Consider the following 17,811-nt stretch of genomic DNA (forward strand, 5'->3'; position numbering starts at 1 on the left):
GGGCGCGCATCAGCGAAAGCGGCCTTGGCGGCGCCTTGCGGATTTCCGCGGCCTCGCGGGGCGTGAACGGCGGCTTCCCGCCTTGCCCCGCCGCCCCCTTGCCGGCCCGGACCGTACGCGCCGCGCCTGCCCGCCCTGCCTTTTGCCCGGAAAGGGTGCTTATATCGCCCCGGCCAAAGGAGAATTGCCATGACACTCGATGCCCGCGCCGTGCAGGTGCTGGAAACCGTCACCACCGCCACGCTGACCACGATCCTGCTGAAGAAGGGCCTGCGCAATGTCTGGATCCGCGGCGCGATGCCGCTGCGGCCCGGGCAGACCCGTGTCGTGGGCCCGGCCTTCACCCTGCGATTCGTCCCGGCGCGCGAGGATCTGGCGACGCCCGCCAGCTGGGGCAGCCCGATCTCGACCCGCGCCGCGATCGAGGCAATGCCGGAAGGCGCCGTCGCGGTGATCGACGCCATGGGCGTGACCGATGCGGGCGTCTTCGGCGACATCCTCTGCGCGCGGATGGCCCGGCGCAACGTCGCGGCGCTGGTCACCGACGGGGTGGTGCGCGATCTGGCGGGGGTGCTGGGCACCGGCCTGCCGGTCTGGGCCCGGGGCGCGGCGGCACCGCCCTCGGTCGCGGGCCTGACCTTCGTCGGCTGGAACGAGACCATCGGCTGCGGCGGCGTCTGCATCCAGCCGGGCGAAACCATCGTCGCCGATCAGGACGGCGTCGTGGTGATCCCGGCGGCCCTGCTGGACGAGGTGCTGGCCGAGGCGCCGGAACAGGAGCGGATGGAGGGCTGGATCGTGGACGAGGTCGGCCGCGGCGCGGTGCTGCCCGGGCTCTATCCGATGAATGCCGAGACTAAGGCGCGCTATGACGCCTGGCGCAAGGACGCGTGAGCCGGGCGGCCCGGCCCGGCATTGCGCCCGGCCGGGGTTCCTCTAGTCTGGCCGCAAGAACGGGCAGACACGAAGGAAGCGCACGGGCATGACGGGCAGGATGATCCTCGGCAGGCGACAGTTCGGCTTTGGCATGGGGGCGCTGGCGCTGTCCGCCTGCGCGGGCACGCCGGCCCTGCAAGGCAGCGGGCCGGCGCCCCTAGCCGATGACCTGCGCCCGGTGCCCGATGCCGGACATGCCGCCTGGGTCGCGGCCTTCCGCGGCCGGGCGCTGGCGGGCGGCATCTCTGCCGCGACCTTCGACGCCGCCTTCCGCAACGCGGGCTTCGTGCCCGGCGTCATCACCCGCGACCGCAACCAGCCCGAATCCTCGCGCACGCTGGAGGACTACCTGTCCATCGCCGTCTCGGACGAACGGGTGGCCAAGGGGCGGGCCGCCTATGCCCGCCAGCGGTCCACACTGGCCGCGATCGAGACGCGCTATGGCGTCGATCCGACCATCGTCACCGCGATCTGGGGGCTGGAAAGCTTCTATGGCGAACGGCGGGGCGACGTGCCGGTGGTCTCGGCCACCTCGACACTCGCCTATGAGGGGCGGCGCGCGGCCTTCTTCGAACAGCAGCTGCTGGCGGCGCTGAAGATCCTGCAGGCGGGCGACGTCGCCCCCGACCGCATGACCGGAAGCTGGGCGGGCGCGATGGGGCATACCCAGTTCATCCCGACCTCCTACCTCGCCTATGCGGTGGATTTCACCGGCGACGGCCGCCGCGACATCTGGTCGGACGATCCCACCGACTCGCTGGCCTCGACGGCGGCCTATCTGTCGCGCTCGGGCTGGCAACGCGGGCTGCGATGGGGCGGCGAGGCCGGGCCCGGCGCGCCCGCGGGCCGGATCATCCAGCCACAGCCGGGCGGGCCGCAATTCGCCGTCACCGGCAATTTCGACGCGATCAAGCGCTACAACAATTCCGACCTCTACGCGATCGGCGTGGGGCATCTGGCCGACCGGATCGGCGGGGCCGGGCCGCTGCGCGGCAGCTTCCCGCCCGATGCCAACGGCATGACCAAAGACGACCGCATCGCACTGCAGCGGCGGCTGACGGCGCGCGGCTACGATACCGGCGGCACCGATGGCGTCATCGGCACGAAAAGCCGCGCCGCGATCAGCGCCTATCAGGCCAGCATCGGCCAGCCCGCCACCGGGGTGCCGTCGCTGGCGCTGCTCGCCTCGCTGTGACGCCGCCGGTCACCCGCGCCGAACTGGACGCCGCCCTGGCGCAGGTGCGGGCCGCGCCCAGGGATGACGCGCCGGTGCTGGAACTGACCTTCCGGCCCGGCTATGGCCAGCGGCTGCACCCGCCCCGGCTGTCCCTGACCGCGGCGCGGGGTGTCCTGCTGGAGGGACAGGCCGAACGCTGGCCCGTGGCGCCCTGGATGCGGCTGGCGGATGGCAGCCCCGATCCCCGCATCCAGGTGTCGATCCTGCCCCGCCGCGTCATGGACCTCGTCTGGCGGGACCGCGAGGGCACCCCGCATCCCGGCGACACGATCATCGCCGATCTGGACATGTCCGAGGCCAACCTGCCCGCGGGCAGCCTGCTGTCCGTGGGCTCCGCGACGCTGCGGGTGTCGGATGTGTTCAACGACGCCTGCGTGAAATGGAAGGTCCGCTACGGGGCCGAGGCGAAGGACTGGATCACCGCCCCGGGCCACCCGCCCCTGCGCCTGCGCGGCATCCTGTGCGAGATCGTGGCGGATGGCGAGGTGGCGGTGGGCGACCCTATCCGCAAGGGTCATTAGCGCCCGCGATCCGGCCGGCCGATCGGCCGATCCATCCGGGTGCCCCGGGAGGCCCTCAGGCCACCAGCGCCTCGGCCCGCTTCAGGTCGACGCTGACCAGCTGGCTGACGCCCTGTTCCTGCATCGTCACGCCGAACAGCCGGTCCATCCGGCTCATGGTGACGGCATGGTGGGTGATGATCAGGAAGCGGGTGTCGGTGCGCCGGGTCATCTCGTCCAGCAAATCGCAGAAGCGCGTCACGTTGGCATCGTCGAGCGGTGCGTCGACCTCGTCCAGCACGCAGATCGGCGCCGGATTCGCCAGGAACACCGCGAAGATCAGCGCCAGCGCCGTCAGCGTCTGTTCGCCCCCGGACAACAGCGACAGGGTGCTGAGTTTCTTGCCCGGCGGCTGGCACATGATCTCCAGCCCCGCCTCCAGCGGGTCGTCGGATTCGACCAGAACCAGATTGGCCTCGCCGCCGCCGAAGAGATGGGTGAAGAGCGTGCGGAAACTCTCGTTCACCTGTTCGAAGGCGGTCAGCAGCCGTTCGCGCCCCTCGCGGTTCAGCCCCGAGATACCGGCACGCAGCTTGCGGATCGCCTCTTCCAGATCGGCCTTTTCCTGCACCAGCGTGTCGTGCTCGGTCTGGACCTCGCGCGCGTCCTCCTCGGCCCGCAGGTTGACCGCGCCCAAGGCCTCGCGCTGGCGCTTCAGCCGGTTCACCTCGGCCTCCAGCGCCTCGGCATCGGGCATGCGGTCGGGATCGGCGCCGAGGCTTGCCAGCAGTTCCATCGGCAGCAGGTCCGTCTCGTCGCGGATGCGCTCGGCGGCATAGGCGACGGTCTCGCGCGCGGCATCGGCCCGGGCCTCGGCGCGGGCGCGGCCTTCGCGGGCCTCCGATCCGGCGCGTTCGGCCTCGCGTTCCGCCGCGCCGGCCTCGCGCAGGGCCAGTTCCGCCGCGGCCAGCCGTTCGGCGGCGGCGGCACGGCGCGCCTCGGCCCCGGCGATGGCCGCGCCCAGTTCCTCGCGCTTGGCCGCGATCTCTTCGGGCGCGGCGGCGGCCTCGTGCAGGTCCTCCTCGGTCCCGGCGCGGCGTGCGGCCAGTTCCGCCGACCGCTTCTCGGCGGTGTCGAGCCGCAGTCGCCAGCCGGAAACTTCCTTGGTGATCTCCTGACGGCGGCGGGTGCGGGCCTCGCCCTCGCGGCGCAACTCGTCCTGCGCCGCGCGGCGGGCCATCATCATCATCCGCGCCGCCTCGACCGTCTGGCGGACCTCCTCGACGCCCGCCCGCGCGGTGTCGAGATCGGGCAGATCCGCCGCCGCGGCCTCGGCATCCTCCAGCCGGATCTGCGCCTCTTCGGCATCCTCGGCATGGCGGGCGCTGGCGAGCCGGGCGCTTTCCAGCCGCCCCGCCGCGATCGACCGTTCCGCCTCGGCCCGGCTCGAGGCGCGGCTCGCATCCGCCATGCGCCGGTCGGCCTCGCGCCGGGCGTCGCGGGCGGCCTGATCGGCGCGCGTGGCCTCGGCCAGCATGGCCGTCAGCCGCTCATGCGCCAGCCGCGCGCCCTCGGCCCGCGCCGCGGCATCCTCCAGATCGCGCTTCAGCTCCACCAGCCGGTTCAGCTGCCGCAGGCGCAGCGCGGCGGCCGAGGGCGCATCCTCGGCCCCGGCGCGGAACCCGTCCCACCGCCACAGATCGCCCTCGGGGCTGACCAGACGCTGCCCAGGCTGCAGCGCCGCCTGCAGCGCCGCGCCCTGCCCCCGCTCTACCAGACCGATCTGCCCCAGCCGGCGCGCCAGCGCCCCGGGCGCCGTCACCCGCGCGGCCAGGGGCGCGGCCCCGCCGGGCAGCGCGGGCGCGGAGTCGTAGGGCGGCAGCGCCACCCAGCCCGAGGCCGCATCCGCATCGGCCAGGGGCGCGCGCAGGTCATCCGCCAGCGCCGCACCGAGCGCCGCCTCATAGCCCGGTTCCACCGTCAGCCGGTCCAGCATCTGGGTGCCGGCGCTCGATTCCCGCTCGACCAGCCGCGCCAGTGCCTGCACCTCGGCCCGCAGCGCGCTGGCCTCGCCCTCGGCCCCCGACCGGGCCGCCCGCGCCGCGGCCTCGCGCGCCTGCACCTCGGCCCGGGCGGATTCGGCCTCTTGCAGCGCGGCCTCGCTGTCCTCGGCGGCGATGGAAGCCTCGGCCATCTGCTCTTCGGCCCCGGCATGCGCCTCGGCGGCGCGGGCCAGCGCGGCAGCGGCCTCGGTCTCGGCCCGGCGGGCGGTCTCGGCCGCGGCCTGCGCCTTGGCGAGCCCGCCGCGCGCATCCGCCGCCACCCGCTGCACCGACTGGTGCCGCGCGGCCAGACGGGCGACATCCTCGGTCAGCTGCGACAGCGCCGCCTCGCGGTCGGCCAGGATGCCTGCCGCCTCTTTCGCGGCCTCCGTCGCCTCGGCCAGCCGGTCCTCGTGCCCCTCCGCCGCCTTCAGGATCTGCGCCTGTTCCCAGTCCAGCCGCTGGATCGTCTCGACCGCGTCGCGGTTCAGGCCGGCCTCGCGCTCGCGGTCGCGGTCGATCTGCGCCAGACGGGCGGTCAGCGTCTCGATCCGTTCGCGGGCGCGGTCGGCCTCGGCGCCGAGCGCATCGCGGCTGACCACCAGCCGCTGCAGGATCGCGCCGGCGACCGCCTCTTCCTCGCGCAGGGGGGGAAGGCGATCCTCGGCCTCGGCCCGGGCCTTCGCCGCGGCCCGCGCCCCCTGTTCGGCCAGGGCCGCCGCGCGCAGCCGCTGCGCCAGATCGGCCTCGGCCGCGGTGCGGGCCTGATCCGCCTCGCGCCAGCGGCGATACAGCAGCGTGCCCTCGGCCCGGCGCAGATCCTCGCCGATCTCGCGATAGCGCGCCGCCTGCCGGGCCTGCCGCGCCAGCGTCGCCAGCTGCCCGGCCAGCTGTTCCACCACGTCATCGACCCGCAGCAGGTTCTGCTCGGCCGCCGACAGCCGCAGTTCCGCCTCGTGCCGCCGCTGATAGAGGCCGGCGATCCCCGCCGCCTCTTCGAGGATGCGGCGGCGGTTCTTCGGCCGGGCATTGATCAGTTCCGAAATCTGCCCCTGCCGCACCAGCGCCGGACTGGTCGCGCCGGTCGAGGCATCGGCGAACAGCATCTGCACGTCGCGGGCGCGCACGTCCTTGGTGTTGACCTTGTAGGCCGATCCGGCATCGCGGGTGATCCGCCGGATGATTTCCAGCTGATCCGCATCGTTGAAGCCCGAAGGCGCCAGCCGTTCGCCATTGTCGATGACCAGCGCCACCTCGGCGAAGTTGCGGGCGGTGCGGGTGGCGGCGCCGGCGAAGATGACGTCCTCCATCCCCTCGCCGCGCATGGCGGTGGGACGCGTCTCGCCCATGACCCAACGCAGCGCCTCCAGCAGGTTGGACTTGCCGCAGCCGTTGGGGCCCACCACGCCGGTCAGACCCTCGTGGATCACGAGGTCCGTGGGGTCGACGAAGCTTTTGAAGCCATTGAGCCTGAGGCGGGTGAAGCGCAAGGATAAGGTCCGATTCCCGAGGGTCCGCTGATCGGGCATGGTCGGCCGAAGCGGACCCCGAGTCAATCGGGCCTACCCTATGTGGCGGAGTGACGGCGCCGATCCACAAGACTTGGGAGTTGGAATGCGGCAGTTGACGGCTGAGGATGACATGGGGCCGGTGCTGGCGCTGATCCGGGCCGCCTTTGCCTATATGGAGCGACGGATCGACCCGCCCTCGTCGATGGCGGGGCTGACGGTGCAGGATCTGGCGCGCGCCGCGGCGGCCGGAGAGGTGTGGTCGACGGGCGATCCCCTCTTCGCCTGCATGGTGCTGACCCCGCGCCCCGATGCGCTGTATCTGGGCAAGCTGGCGGTCGCGGCGGCGATGCAGGGGCGGGGACTGGGCCGCCGGATGGTCGAACGGGCCGAGGTCCGCGCCCGGGCGCGCGGGCTGCCGGCGGTCGAACTGCAATGCCGGATCGAGCTGCTGGAACTGCACCGCTTCTATCGTGGCCTCGGCTATGTCGAGGTGGCCCGCACCGCGCATCCCGGCTTCGACCGCCCGACCAGCCTCACCTTTCGCAAGGGACTGGCCTGAACCCATGCGGCTCCCCTGTGCGGCGGAATCCCGCCCGGCTTGTACCACGATTGCCACAGACCATCTCGCGAACCTGTCGCGGGGTGGGGTTTCCCTTTCCCGCGCACTATGTTCCCCGGGTCCATCCCAGTCGAGAGGCTCCGCGTGACTGCGCTCAGGTCTTCCCCCTCCGCGAGATCCAGGATCGTCGCGATGCTCGCCGCCGCCGCGATCGGCCTGTCCGCCTGTGCCGGTGGCGATGCCGCCGTCAGCCGCGATGCTGTCAACGACCCGTTCGAGGCGCAGAACCGCCGCGTCCACGCCTTCAACCGGGGCATCGACCGGGCGCTGGTGAAGCCGTCGTCGCAGGTCTATGGCCGCGCCGTGCCGGGCTTCCTGCGCATCGGCATCACCAATGTGGGCAACAACCTGGGCCTGCCCGCCGCCGTCGCCAACAATGTGCTGCAGGGCCGGGTGGAGCCTGCTGCCACCAACACCCTGCGCTTCCTCGTCAACACGACCTTCGGGCTGGGCGGCGTGCTCGACCCCGCGACCGACATGGGCCTGACCGAACGCGAAACCGATTTCGGCGAAACGCTGCATGTCTGGGGCGCGGCCGAGGGACCCTATGTCGAACTGCCCCTGATCGGCCCGTCGACGGTGCGCGACACGGCCGGCATGGTGATGGGCGTCTTCCTCGACCCGCTCGGCGCCGCCCTCGACAGCCCCGAGTCGGAATATGTGCTCGGGGTGCGCGTCCTTTCAACTATCGGTGAACGGTACCGCTATTCCGACACCATCGACTCCCTTCTGTACCAGAGCGCGGATAGCTATGCGCAGGCGCGGCTGCTCTACCTGCAGAACCGCCGGTTCGAACTGGGCACCGAGGCCGAGGAGGAAGCTTATGATCCCTACGAAGACCCCTATGCGCAGTGAGGTCAGCCGCAGGCGCCTGCTGGCGCTGGCCGCGGCGGCGGGCGCGTCGACCGCGGCGCTGGCCCCCGGTGCCGCGCGCGCGCTGACCACCGACGAGGCGCGGGCGCTGATCGACCGGCTGGTGGCCGAAATCAACGGCGTCATCAATTCCGGCGGTTCGGAATCGGCGATGTTCGCCGAGTTCGAGCGCATCTTCACCCGCTATGCCGACGTGGCGATCATCGCGCAAAGCGCGCTCGGCCCCGCCGCGCGCCAGGCCAGCCCCGCGCAGATGCAGGCGTTCACGGCGGCCTTCCGCACCTATATCTCGCGCAAATACGGGCGGCGGTTCCGCGAGTTCATCGGCGGGCGGATCGAGGTAACGGGCGCCGAACCGGTGAAGAGCTTCTTCGAGGTGATCTCGACCGCCTATCTGCGCGGCGAGGCGCCGTTCGAGGTGCGCTTCCAGGTGTCGGACCGGTCCGGTCGCGACCTGTTCTTCAACATCATCATCGAGGGCGTGAACATGCTCGCCTCGGAACGGGCCGAGATCGGGGCGCTGCTCGACGCACGCGGCGGCGACCTGAACCGGCTGACGGCGGACCTGCCCGGGCTGGGCTGAGGCGCCGTCCGGACGGAAGGGCCATGACGCCGCGGTCAGAGCGGCGTCATCCCCTCCGTCAGCCAGCCGGCGAATTCCGCCTCGCCGACCTGCCCCGCCGCCAGATCCTCCATCATCCTGACGCCGTCCAGCGTCGGCGGCCGGAACGCCCATCCGTTCAGGCGCAGGAAGGTGAGCGCGGTCACGAAGGCCGTGCGCTTGTTGCCATCGACGAAGGCATGCGCCTTGGCGATGCCGAAGGCATAGGCCGCGGCGAGATCGGCCGGGCCGGCCTCGGCATAGGTCGCGCGATGCCTGGCGCGGGCGCAGCCCATCTCCAGCAGCGCCCGGTCGCGCAGACCGGCGGCGCCACCGTGGCGGGCGATCTGTCGGTCGTGGATGGCGATGACGGCAGCCAGCGGAACCCAGACAGGTTCCGTCACGCAAGCGCCTGAAGCAGGTCGCGGTTCTCGTCCATCACGATCTCGGCCGCGGCCAGTGCAGCGGCGACGGAAGGATCGTGCGGCAGGATCCGGAGACTGCCGTCATCGCCGCGCAGCACGAACAGCGTGTCGCCCTCCTTGACGTCGAGAATGGCGAGCATCTCGGTCGTCAGGGTCATCACGGCCGAATTGCCGACCTTGCGTATCTTGGTCTCGATCATGTCACGGCTCCGTGGGCATACCTGTGTATATACGCGCCACCCGCCGTTCCGGCAAGCGGCGCGCCGGGTGGCCCTCAGTTCCGGTTGCCGAACATCGAGCCCAGCACATCCATCAGGATCTGCTCGGCCACGTCGCCGCCGGACTGCCGGGGCGGGTTCTGCGGCATCGGCGCGCTTTGCGCCTGCCAGTCGCCGCCGGCATAGCCGGGGGGTACCTGATCGGGGGCGGGGGTGGTCGGCGCCTGCCCATAGGCCTCGGTCGGCCGGTCCATCGGCAGTTCGTGGATCGGCAGGCCCTCATGCACGCGCAGCATCACCTCGCGCCAGATATCGGCCGGGATGCCGCCGCCGGTGACGCCCTGCATCGGCGAGTTGTCGTCATAGCCCATCCAGACGCCCGCCACGTAGTCCGCGGTGAAGCCGATGAACCACGCGTCGCGCAGGGCCGAGGTGGTGCCGGTCTTGCCCGCCGCCGGACGGTCGCCCAGCTTCGCCCGCCCGCCGGTGCCGCGCTCGATGACCTGGGTCATCATGTAGACCAGCTGTCGCGCCGCGGTTTCCGAGATCACGCGCTCGCCATAGCCGCCCTCCTGGCCCATCAGCGGGTCGTCCTCGCCCTTCAGCCGCAGGTCGAGGATGCCGTAGGGCCGGACCGAGGTGCCGCCGTTCAGGATGCCGGCATAGGCGCCCGTCATCTCGATCAGCGTCGATTCGGAGGCGCCGAGCGCCAGCGCCGGACCGTTGGCAAGGTCATGGGCGAAGCCGAAGCCTTCGGCGATGTCGCGCACCATGTCGCGGCCCACCGCCTCCTGCACGCGGACGGTCGAGGTGTTGACCGATTTCGCCAGCGCCGTCAGCAGGTCGATCTGCCCCAGATAGCGCCCCTTTTCGTAGTTCTGCGGCGACCATGGCCCCGATCCCGGCACGTCGATGGTCAGCGGCTCGTCCATCACCGTCGAGCTGGGCGGATAACCCAGTTCCAGCGCCGCCGCATAGACGAAGGGCTTGAAGGTCGAACCGGGCTGCCGCTTGGCCTGCGTGGCGCGGTTGAAGCTGCCCGCCGTCGCCGTCTTGCGACCGCCGACCATCGCCCGCACCGCGCCATCGGCCGACATCACCACGATGGCCGCCTGCGCGTTGGAGCCGTCCTTCAGCTTTTCGCTGAACACGCTGTCCAGCGCCTCTTCGGCCGCGTCCTGCAGGCGCTGATCCAGCGTGGTGCGGATCACCACGTCCTCGGTCGTGTCGCGGGTCAGGAAATCGGGGCCGGATTCCATGATCCAGTCGGCGAAATAGCCGCCCGCCTGCTTGGCTGCCGCCTCGGACAGCTGCGCGGGATGGGCGCGGGCCTCGTCGGCCTCGGCGGTGGTCAGATAGCCCTGATCCTGCATCAGCCCGATGATCAGGCTGGCCCGCTGCTGCGAGCGTTCCAGGTTCGCGGTCGGCGCATAGCGCGACGGCGCCTTCAGCAGGCCCGCCAGCATCGCCGCCTCGGCCGGGGAGACGTTCGCGGCCGACTTGCCGAAATAGCGCTGCGCCGCCGCCTCGAACCCGCGCGCCCCCGCGCCCAGATAGGCGCGGTTCAGGTAGATGGTCAGGATGTTGTCCTTGCCGTATTTCGCCTCCATGGCGAAGGAGAAGGGCACTTCCTTCAGCTTGCGCCAGACCGAGGACACCCGGCAATCGGCCTCGTAGGCGGCTTCCGAGTCCCATTTCTGCGGGTCGAAGGGCACGCCGAGGCAGATCAGCTTGGCCACCTGCTGGGTGATGGTGGACCCGCCATTGCCTTCCAGCGGTCCCCGGCCTTCGGCCAGGTTGATGCGGACGGCGCTGGCGATGCCGCGCGGGCTGATCCCGAGATGGCGATAGAAGCGCCGGTCCTCGGTCGCCACCACCGCATGTTCCAGGTGCTCGGAGACGTTGTCGACGGTGATCTGCCCGCCGAAGGTCTCGCCCCGCCAGGCGAAGACCTTGCCTTCGCCGTCCAGCATGGTGACCGACCCACGGGTCCGCGCATCCAGAAGCGACTCGACCGGGGGAAGCTGGGTGTAGAAATGCGCCGTGGCGAGGCCCAGCACCACCGCGATCCCCAGCCCGACGCGCCAGCCGATGCCCCAGAGGATGCGCCAGATCGCGCCGAAGAGGCCGCCCACCAGCCGCACGACGATATTGCCGGACCGGCGCGCGGGCTTGCGGCGCGCGGTTTTCGCGCGCGCCCCCGCACTGGCGGGCGCGGGCTTGGCCGCGGGCTTCGCGGGTTTCCGCGACGCCTTGTCCTGCGCACCATAGCGCCGGTCCGCAACCAGAGGTGGCTTCCTGCCGCCCGTTCCCTTCATGCCGTCACCGCCCGATCTGCCGCCACCACATCGCGGGGGCCGAACCCGCCGCGCGTTTCTTTTGGCCGCACAATACCCGGTCCCGTCCCGGATGTGGAGGCGCGAGGCTTCACGATTCGGTTTGCAGATTGATCAATAATTCATCGCATCTGCACAAATGTTCATTTTTTGTGCAGATACCTGCCGCCGGAAGCGGCGGATGAACCCTGCCTTCCTTGTAACGCCGGCGTGAAACCGGCCTTCTGCGCTCGGGCCGGCACAACACGTCTGGCTTTCGAGGCGCTGCCAGAGGGAAGGGAAACGACGTGAAACTCATCATTGCAGCAATCAAGCCGTTCAAGCTGGAGGAGGTGCGCGAGGCGCTCACCGCCATCGGCGTGCGCGGCATGATGGTGACCGAGGTGAAGGGCTTCGGCTCGCAGTCCGGGCACACCGAGATCTACCGCGGCGCCGAATACGCCGTGAATTTCGTGCCCAAGGTGAAGCTCGAGATCGTGGTTTCGGACGCGCTGGCCGATCAGGTCGTCGAGACGATCCAGAAGACGGCGAAGACCGACAAGATCGGCGACGGCAAGATCTTCGTGCTGGACGTCGCCCAGGCGGTGCGGGTGCGCACCGGCGAACTCAACGACGACGCGCTGTGACGTGATCGGGACAGGGGAAAAGAAGGACATGTCGAACCTCAAGAAAATTCTGGGCCTTGCCGCGCTGACCGCGGCCGCGGCCCTGCCTGCCTTCGCGCAGGATGCGGCCCCCGCCGCCGAAGCTGTCGCCGAGGCCGTTGCCGAGGCCGCGGGCCCGATCACCGAAAAGGGCGACGTGGCGTGGATGATGGTGTCCTCGCTGCTGGTGCTGTTCATGCTGATCCCGGGCCTCGCGCTGTTCTATGGCGGCCTGGTGCGCACCAAGAACATGCTGTCGGTGATGATGCAGTGCACCGTGGTCGGCGCCATGGTGATGGTGATCTGGGCCGTCTACGGCTATTCCTTCGCCTTCGGCGGCAGCACCTCGCCCTTCTGGGGCGGCATGGGCAAGATGTTCCTCGCGGGCGTCACGCCGGACTCGACGGCGGCCACCTTCTCGGACGGCATCGTGCTGCCCGAATATGTGTTCATCGCCTTCCAGATGACCTTCGCCGCCATCACGCCGGCGCTGTTCATCGGCGCCTTCGCCGAACGGATCAAGTTCTCGGCGGTGCTGCTGTTCTCGGCCCTCTGGGTGACCTTCGTCTACTTCCCGGTCGCGCACATGGTCTGGGACGGCGCGGGCCTGATCTTCAACATGGGCGCCATCGACTTCGCCGGCGGCACCGTGGTGCACATCAATGCCGGGATCGCGGCGCTGGTCGCCTGCATCGTCGTCGGCCCGCGCGTCGGACTGGGCAAGGACATGATGGCCCCGCATTCGATGACGCTGACCATGGTCGGCGCGGCGATGCTGTGGGTCGGCTGGTTCGGCTTCAACGCCGGCTCCAACCTCGAAGCCACCGCCGGCGCGACGCTGGCGCTGCTGAACACCTTCCTCGCCACCGCCGGCGCGATCCTCGCCTGGTGCGTGGTGGAAGCGATGGCGCGGGGCAAGGCCTCGGGTCTGGGCGCCGCCTCGGGCATGATCGCCGGTCTGGTGGCGATCACCCCGGCCTGCGGCACCACCGGCCCGGTCGGCGCGATCTTCCTCGGCGCGCTCGCCTCGATCGTCTGCTACTTCTTCGTCTCGGTCGTGAAGAACAAGTTCGGCTATGACGACAGCCTCGACGTGTTCGGCATCCACGGCATCGGCGGGATCGTCGGCGCCATCGGCACCGGCATCCTGGCCGCGCCGTCGCTGGGCGGCACCGGCTTCATCACCGAGGCCGGCACGATGGGGTCGCAGATCGTGGCGCAGTTCAAGGGCGTGATCATCACCATCCTCTGGAGCGGCATCGGCTCGCTGATCCTGCTCTATATCACCAAGGCGATCACCGGGCTGCGCGTGCATGTCGACGACGAACGTCAGGGCCTCGACCTGACCTCGCACGGCGAAAGCGCCTACCACTCGTAACCCTCCGGGGTGCAACCGACGACGCGTCCCCGCACCTCCTCCCGCGGGGCGCGACTTCCGGCCGGACCTTCGGGTCCGGCCGTTTTTGTTGTGGCGCGTGCAGGGCGACTCAGCGACGGCAGGACATGTGATCACGGCCTGCAATTCCGTGATCACAAAAACACGTTTCTGCGCCCGGATGCGAACTTGCGACGGCATTGCGGTCATCCGAGGCGTGACTTGGCGGAAAAAACCGCTATTGATCGTGCAAAACCAGCCCGCCCGTCCGCTGGTCCGTCCGCCGGCCGAGGCCGGGGCGGGCCGGGCCCGCCAGAAGAAGGAACGCATCATGGCCGATGCCAGGAAGGTACAGCGCCCGCTGTCGCCCTTCATGATCGGGCCGTACTACCGGCCCCAGTTGACCTCCATCTCGTCGATCACGATCCGCATCACCGGCATCGCGACCATCGGCACGGTCTTCCTGCTGGTCTGCTGGCTGCTGGCCGCCGCCAGCTCGGCCGAGGCCTTCGCCATCATGGACGGGCTGCTGACCAGCATCCTGGGCGACGTGCTGCTGACGCTGGCGACCTGGGCCATCTGGTATCACGTGCTCGGGCGGCTGCGTCACCTGGTCTGGGACATGGGCTACCTTCTCGATATCCCGGCCAGCGAAACGATGGCCAAGGGCATGTTCATCGGCGCCACCCTGCTGACGCTGATCACCGTGTTCGTGGTCTGAGGAGGTTCAGATGCACTACATGACGGATCGCAAGCGCGCCGAAGGCATGGGCTCCAGCCGGTCGGGGACCCATCACCACTGGCAGATGATGGCCAGTTCCGCGGCGCTGGTGGTGCTGGTGCCGCTCTTCGTCTTCACCTTCGGCCCGGCGCTCGGCCAAGGCCATGACGAGGTTCTGGCGCTGTTCGCGCGCCCCTTCCCGGCCATCGTCACGGCACTGACCCTGATCGCGGTCGCGCTTCATTGCCGCAGCGAGGCGGAAGAGGCGATCATCGACTACATGCATGGCGCGGCGGCCAAGCTGACGCTGGTCGCGCTGACGGCGCTGACCTACACGCTGATCGTGGCCGGGCTGTTCGCCCTGGTCAAACTCGCCCTGTAAGCCGGAAAGACGACATGACTGCTGCATACGAATACGAGACGCATGTGTATGACGTCGTGGTCGTGGGCGCCGGCGGCTCGGGCCTGCGGGCGACGCTGGGCATGGCCGAACAGGGCCTGCGCACCGCCTGCGTGACCAAGGTCTTCCCCACCCGCAGCCACACCGTCGCGGCACAGGGCGGCATCGCCGCCAGCCTGTCCAACATGGGCCCCGACAACTGGCAATGGCACATGTACGACACCGTGAAAGGGTCGGACTGGCTGGGCGATACCGATGCGATGGAATACCTCGCCCGCTCGGCCCCCGCCGCGGTCTACGAGCTGGAACATTACGGCGTGCCCTTCAGCCGCACCGAAGAGGGCAAGATCTACCAGCGCCCCTTCGGCGGCCACACGACCGAATTCGGCGAAGGGCCGCCGGTGCAGCGCACCTGCGCCGCCGCCGACCGCACCGGCCATGCGATCCTGCACACGCTGTATGGCCGGTCGCTGAAGGAACAGGCCGAATTCTTCATCGAATACTTCGCCATCGACCTGATCATGTCGGACGACGGCAAGCGCTGCACCGGCGTGCTGGCCTGGAAGCTCGATGACGGCACGATGCATGTCTTCTCGGCCAAGATGGTGGTGCTGGCCACCGGCGGCTATGGCCGGGCCTATTTCTCGGCGACCTCGGCCCATACCTGCACCGGCGACGGCGGCGGGATGGTGGCGCGGGCCGGGCTGCCGCTGCAGGACATGGAATTCGTGCAGTTCCACCCGACCGGCATCTACGGCTCGGGCTGCCTGATCACCGAGGGCGCGCGCGGCGAGGGCGGCTATCTGACCAATTCCGAGGGCGAGCGGTTCATGGAACGCTATGCCCCCACCTACAAGGATCTGGCCAGCCGCGACGTGGTCAGCCGCTGCATGACGATGGAAATCCGCGAGGGCCGCGGCGTCGGCCCCGACAAGGACCATATCTTCCTGCACCTGAACCACCTGCCGCCGGAAACGCTGCATGAACGGCTGCCGGGCATTTCGGAATCCGCCAAGATCTTCGCGGGCGTCGACGTGACCAAGCAGCCGATCCCGGTGCTGCCGACGGTGCACTACAACATGGGCGGCATCCCCACGAACTATTGGGGCGAGGTGCTGGACCCCACCGACGGCAACCCGGACGCGGTGTTCGAGGGGCTGATGGCCGTGGGCGAGGCCGGCTGCGCCAGCGTGCACGGCGCCAACCGGCTCGGCTCGAACTCGCTGATCGACCTCGTGGTCTTCGGCCGCGCCGCCGCGCATCGCGCGGGCGAGATCCTGAAGCCCGGCACGCCCAATCCCGATCTGGGCCGGGCCAGCCTCCAGGCCGCATTCGACCGTTTCGACGGGCTGCGCCACGCCTCGGGCGCGATCCCGACCGCCGACCTGCGGCTGGAGATGCAGAAGACCATGCAGGCCGATGCCGCCGTCTTCCGCACCGACAAGACGCTGGCCGAGGGTGTCGAGAAGATGAGCCGCGTGGCCGAGAAGATGGGCGACCTGAAGGTCACCGACCGCAGCCTCGTCTGGAACAGCGACCTGATGGAGACGCTGGAACTGACCAACCTGATGCCGAACGCGCTGGCCACCATCGTGTCGGCCGAGGCGCGCAAGGAATCGCGCGGCGCCCATGCGCACGAGGACTGGCCGAACCGCGACGACGAGACCTGGCGCAAGCACAGCCTCGCCTGGGTGGACGGGTCCCGGGTCACGCTGGGCTATCGCCCCGTGCATCTCGACCCGCTGACGACGGCGGACGAAGGCGGGATCGACCTGAAGAAGATCGCGCCGAAGGCCCGGGTCTACTGATGCGCGCCATCGCGGCATATGGCGTGGCGCTGGCCATGCTGGCCGCGGGCTGCGGCCCGATCCCGGTGGACCGGGCCGAACGCTTCTGCGCGCGGCAGCTGTCGACGCCGCAGCCGGTGACCGGCAAGGCCGAATTCGGCGTGTCGGACGGCAACTTCCACAACGGCTACGAGCTCGACATCGCCCTGCAGTCGAACGCGGGCGATCCGGCCGCGGCCTACAACTCCTGCGTGGTGCGCAAGTCGGGCGAGTTCCCGACGCGGCCCTGGCACAGCCTCGGGGGCGGGGCATGATCCGCCGCCCCCTGCCCCGTTTCGCCGACGTCTGCCTTGCGGCAGCGCCCACCCGATGCTCCGGCCCAGCCACCCAAGCGGCCGCCACAACCCCGGACTGACTGGAAGGGACCGTCACATGGTGCAATTCACCCTCCCCAAGAACTCGAAGATCCGCGTCGGCAAGACCTGGCCCCGCCCCGAGGGCGCGACCAACGTGCGCAAGTTCCAGATCTATCGCTGGAACCCGGACGATGGCGAAAACCCCCGGGTCGATACCTATTTCGTCGACATGGACAGGTGCGGCCCGATGGTTCTGGACGCGCTGATCAAGATCAAGAACGAGATCGACCCGACCCTGACCTTCCGCCGGTCCTGCCGCGAGGGCATCTGCGGCTCCTGCGCGATGAACATCGACGGGATCAACACGCTGGCCTGCATCTATGGCCTCGACGAGGTGAAGGGCGACGTGCGGATCAACCCGCTGCCGCACATGCCGGTGATCAAGGACCTGATCCCCGACCTGACGCTGTTCTACGCGCAGCACGCCTCGATCATGCCGTGGCTGGAAACCAAGACCAACCGGCCGGCCAAGGAATGGCGCCAGTCGATCGAGGACCGCAAGAAGCTCGACGGTCTTTATGAATGCGTGATGTGCGCCTCCTGCTCGACCGCCTGCCCCAGCTACTGGTGGAACTCGGACCGCTATCTCGGCCCGGCCGCGCTGCTGCACGCCTATCGCTGGATCATCGATTCCCGTGACGAGGCGACGGGCGAGCGGCTGGACGGGCTCGAGGATCCGTTCAAGCTGTATCGCTGCCACACGATCATGAACTGCGCCAAGACCTGCCCCAAGGGCCTGAACCCGGCGAAGGCGATTGCCGAGATCAAGAAGATGATGGTGGAACGGATCGTCTGACCCGCAGCCTGCCCGCGCGCGCACGGCCCCGGTCCCCGGACCGGGGCCGTTTCGCTGCGTTGCGGCGACCGCATGGCGTGGTTGCAGAACCGGGGGTGGTCGGGCGGCGGCGATGCGCCTACCTCCGGTCCAGCAACAGCCGAAGGTCGAACCGATGTTCATGTCCCTTCTGCGGCCCCGGGCCGCAGCCGCCCCCACCGCGATGCCGGCCGACGCATCGCCCGCGCCGGTCGCGGCCCCGCCCGCATCCGAGGCGGTGCCCGCCTATTACGACCCCTTGCCCGCCAGCCCGGCGACGCCCCGGCCGCAGACCGCGCTTGAACAGATGTATGCCTATTACGAGGCCGCCTGAGCCGGCGGGCCCGATCGGGGGG

18 protein-coding genes are annotated in these 17,811 nt (G+C 69.9%); 14 read left to right on the plus strand and 4 right to left on the minus strand.

Features of this window, described 5'->3' with window-relative positions; translation table 11 throughout:
- Window positions 1–189: 189 nt before the first annotated feature.
- The 3 genes from EEY80_RS02050 to EEY80_RS02060 all read left to right on the plus strand — a co-directional run bounded on the left by EEY80_RS02050 (window position 190) and on the right by EEY80_RS02060 (window position 2,694).
- Window positions 190–894, plus strand: a complete 705-nt coding sequence (locus tag EEY80_RS02050; RefSeq protein WP_126974877.1) for a ribonuclease activity regulator RraA — start codon at window positions 190–192, stop codon at window positions 892–894.
- A gap of 100 nt (window positions 895–994) precedes the next feature.
- Entirely contained in the window at window positions 995–2,131 is a 1,137-nt protein-coding gene (locus EEY80_RS02055; protein ID WP_126975092.1) for a lytic murein transglycosylase, read from the plus strand.
- A complete protein-coding gene (locus EEY80_RS02060) occupies window positions 2,128–2,694 on the plus strand; it encodes an MOSC domain-containing protein (RefSeq protein ID WP_126974878.1) in 567 nt (188 codons plus the stop codon). Before EEY80_RS02055 ends, EEY80_RS02060 begins: the two co-directional genes overlap by 4 nt.
- A gap of 55 nt (window positions 2,695–2,749) precedes the next feature.
- Here EEY80_RS02060 and smc read toward each other — a convergent pair whose 3' ends face one another.
- Window positions 2,750–6,205 carry a chromosome segregation protein SMC gene (smc, locus tag EEY80_RS02065; RefSeq protein ID WP_126974879.1) on the minus strand — a complete coding sequence of 1,152 codons (3,456 nt, stop codon included), beginning with the start codon at window positions 6,203–6,205 and terminating at the stop codon, window positions 2,750–2,752.
- 124 nt (window positions 6,206–6,329) lie between these two features.
- On the opposite strand from smc, the gene EEY80_RS02070 reads away from it, so the two are divergent.
- The 3 genes from EEY80_RS02070 (at window position 6,330) to EEY80_RS02080 (ending at window position 8,301) form a co-directional block, all read left to right on the plus strand.
- A complete protein-coding gene (locus EEY80_RS02070) occupies window positions 6,330–6,785 on the plus strand; it encodes a GNAT family N-acetyltransferase (RefSeq protein WP_126974880.1) in 456 nt (151 codons plus the stop codon).
- A 192-nt stretch (window positions 6,786–6,977) separates the two neighbouring features.
- Window positions 6,978–7,700, plus strand: a complete 723-nt coding sequence (locus EEY80_RS02075; protein WP_235829679.1) for an MlaA family lipoprotein — start codon at window positions 6,978–6,980, stop codon at window positions 7,698–7,700.
- A complete protein-coding gene (locus EEY80_RS02080) occupies window positions 7,690–8,301 on the plus strand; it encodes an MlaC/ttg2D family ABC transporter substrate-binding protein (RefSeq protein WP_126974882.1) in 612 nt (203 codons plus the stop codon). The genes EEY80_RS02075 and EEY80_RS02080 overlap by 11 nt, the downstream gene beginning before the upstream one ends.
- 35 nt (window positions 8,302–8,336) lie before the next feature.
- Here the strand turns inward: EEY80_RS02080 and EEY80_RS02085 are convergent, their stop codons facing one another.
- From EEY80_RS02085 to EEY80_RS02095, 3 genes are all read right to left on the minus strand, one after another.
- Complete coding sequence (locus EEY80_RS02085) at window positions 8,337–8,723, minus strand: type II toxin-antitoxin system death-on-curing family toxin (RefSeq protein WP_126974883.1); 387 nt, start codon at window positions 8,721–8,723, stop codon at window positions 8,337–8,339.
- Entirely contained in the window at window positions 8,720–8,944 is a 225-nt protein-coding gene (locus EEY80_RS02090) for an AbrB/MazE/SpoVT family DNA-binding domain-containing protein (RefSeq protein WP_126974884.1), read from the minus strand. Before EEY80_RS02090 ends, EEY80_RS02085 begins: the two co-directional genes overlap by 4 nt.
- Window positions 8,945–9,018: 74 nt before the next feature.
- Window positions 9,019–11,280 (minus strand): transglycosylase domain-containing protein, encoded by a 2,262-nt coding sequence (locus tag EEY80_RS02095; RefSeq protein ID WP_126974885.1) that lies wholly within the window; start codon window positions 11,278–11,280, stop codon window positions 9,019–9,021.
- 305 nt (window positions 11,281–11,585) lie between these two features.
- On the opposite strand from EEY80_RS02095, the gene EEY80_RS02100 reads away from it, so the two are divergent.
- The 8 genes from EEY80_RS02100 to EEY80_RS02135 all read left to right on the plus strand — a co-directional run bounded on the left by EEY80_RS02100 (window position 11,586) and on the right by EEY80_RS02135 (window position 17,789).
- Window positions 11,586–11,924 carry a P-II family nitrogen regulator gene (locus EEY80_RS02100; protein ID WP_126974886.1) on the plus strand — a complete coding sequence of 113 codons (339 nt, stop codon included), beginning with the start codon at window positions 11,586–11,588 and terminating at the stop codon, window positions 11,922–11,924.
- Between the two features lie 28 nt (window positions 11,925–11,952).
- Window positions 11,953–13,320, plus strand: a complete 1,368-nt coding sequence (locus EEY80_RS02105) for an ammonium transporter (RefSeq protein ID WP_126974887.1) — start codon at window positions 11,953–11,955, stop codon at window positions 13,318–13,320.
- Between the two features lie 328 nt (window positions 13,321–13,648).
- Window positions 13,649–14,038, plus strand: a complete 390-nt coding sequence (sdhC, locus tag EEY80_RS02110; RefSeq protein WP_126974888.1) for a succinate dehydrogenase, cytochrome b556 subunit — start codon at window positions 13,649–13,651, stop codon at window positions 14,036–14,038.
- A gap of 10 nt (window positions 14,039–14,048) precedes the next feature.
- A complete protein-coding gene (sdhD, locus tag EEY80_RS02115; RefSeq protein ID WP_126974889.1) occupies window positions 14,049–14,420 on the plus strand; it encodes a succinate dehydrogenase, hydrophobic membrane anchor protein in 372 nt (123 codons plus the stop codon).
- Window positions 14,421–14,434: 14 nt separating this feature from the next.
- The gene (gene sdhA, locus EEY80_RS02120) at window positions 14,435–16,246 is read left to right on the plus strand and encodes a succinate dehydrogenase flavoprotein subunit (RefSeq protein ID WP_126974890.1); all 1,812 of its coding nucleotides are present in this window, start codon (window positions 14,435–14,437) and stop codon (window positions 16,244–16,246) included.
- Window positions 16,246–16,539: a hypothetical protein gene (locus tag EEY80_RS02125; RefSeq protein WP_126974891.1), complete on the plus strand. Its 294-nt coding sequence runs from the start codon at window positions 16,246–16,248 to the stop codon at window positions 16,537–16,539. Before sdhA ends, EEY80_RS02125 begins: the two co-directional genes overlap by 1 nt.
- Window positions 16,540–16,657: 118 nt before the next feature.
- Window positions 16,658–17,437 carry a succinate dehydrogenase iron-sulfur subunit gene (locus tag EEY80_RS02130; RefSeq protein WP_126974892.1) on the plus strand — a complete coding sequence of 260 codons (780 nt, stop codon included), beginning with the start codon at window positions 16,658–16,660 and terminating at the stop codon, window positions 17,435–17,437.
- Window positions 17,438–17,591: 154 nt separating this feature from the next.
- The gene (locus EEY80_RS02135) at window positions 17,592–17,789 is read left to right on the plus strand and encodes a hypothetical protein (protein ID WP_126974893.1); all 198 of its coding nucleotides are present in this window, start codon (window positions 17,592–17,594) and stop codon (window positions 17,787–17,789) included.
- Window positions 17,790–17,811 lie beyond the last annotated feature (22 nt).

Source organism: Frigidibacter oleivorans, from assembly GCF_003993775.1.
Lineage (GTDB): Bacteria > Pseudomonadota > Alphaproteobacteria > Rhodobacterales > Rhodobacteraceae > Frigidibacter > Frigidibacter oleivorans.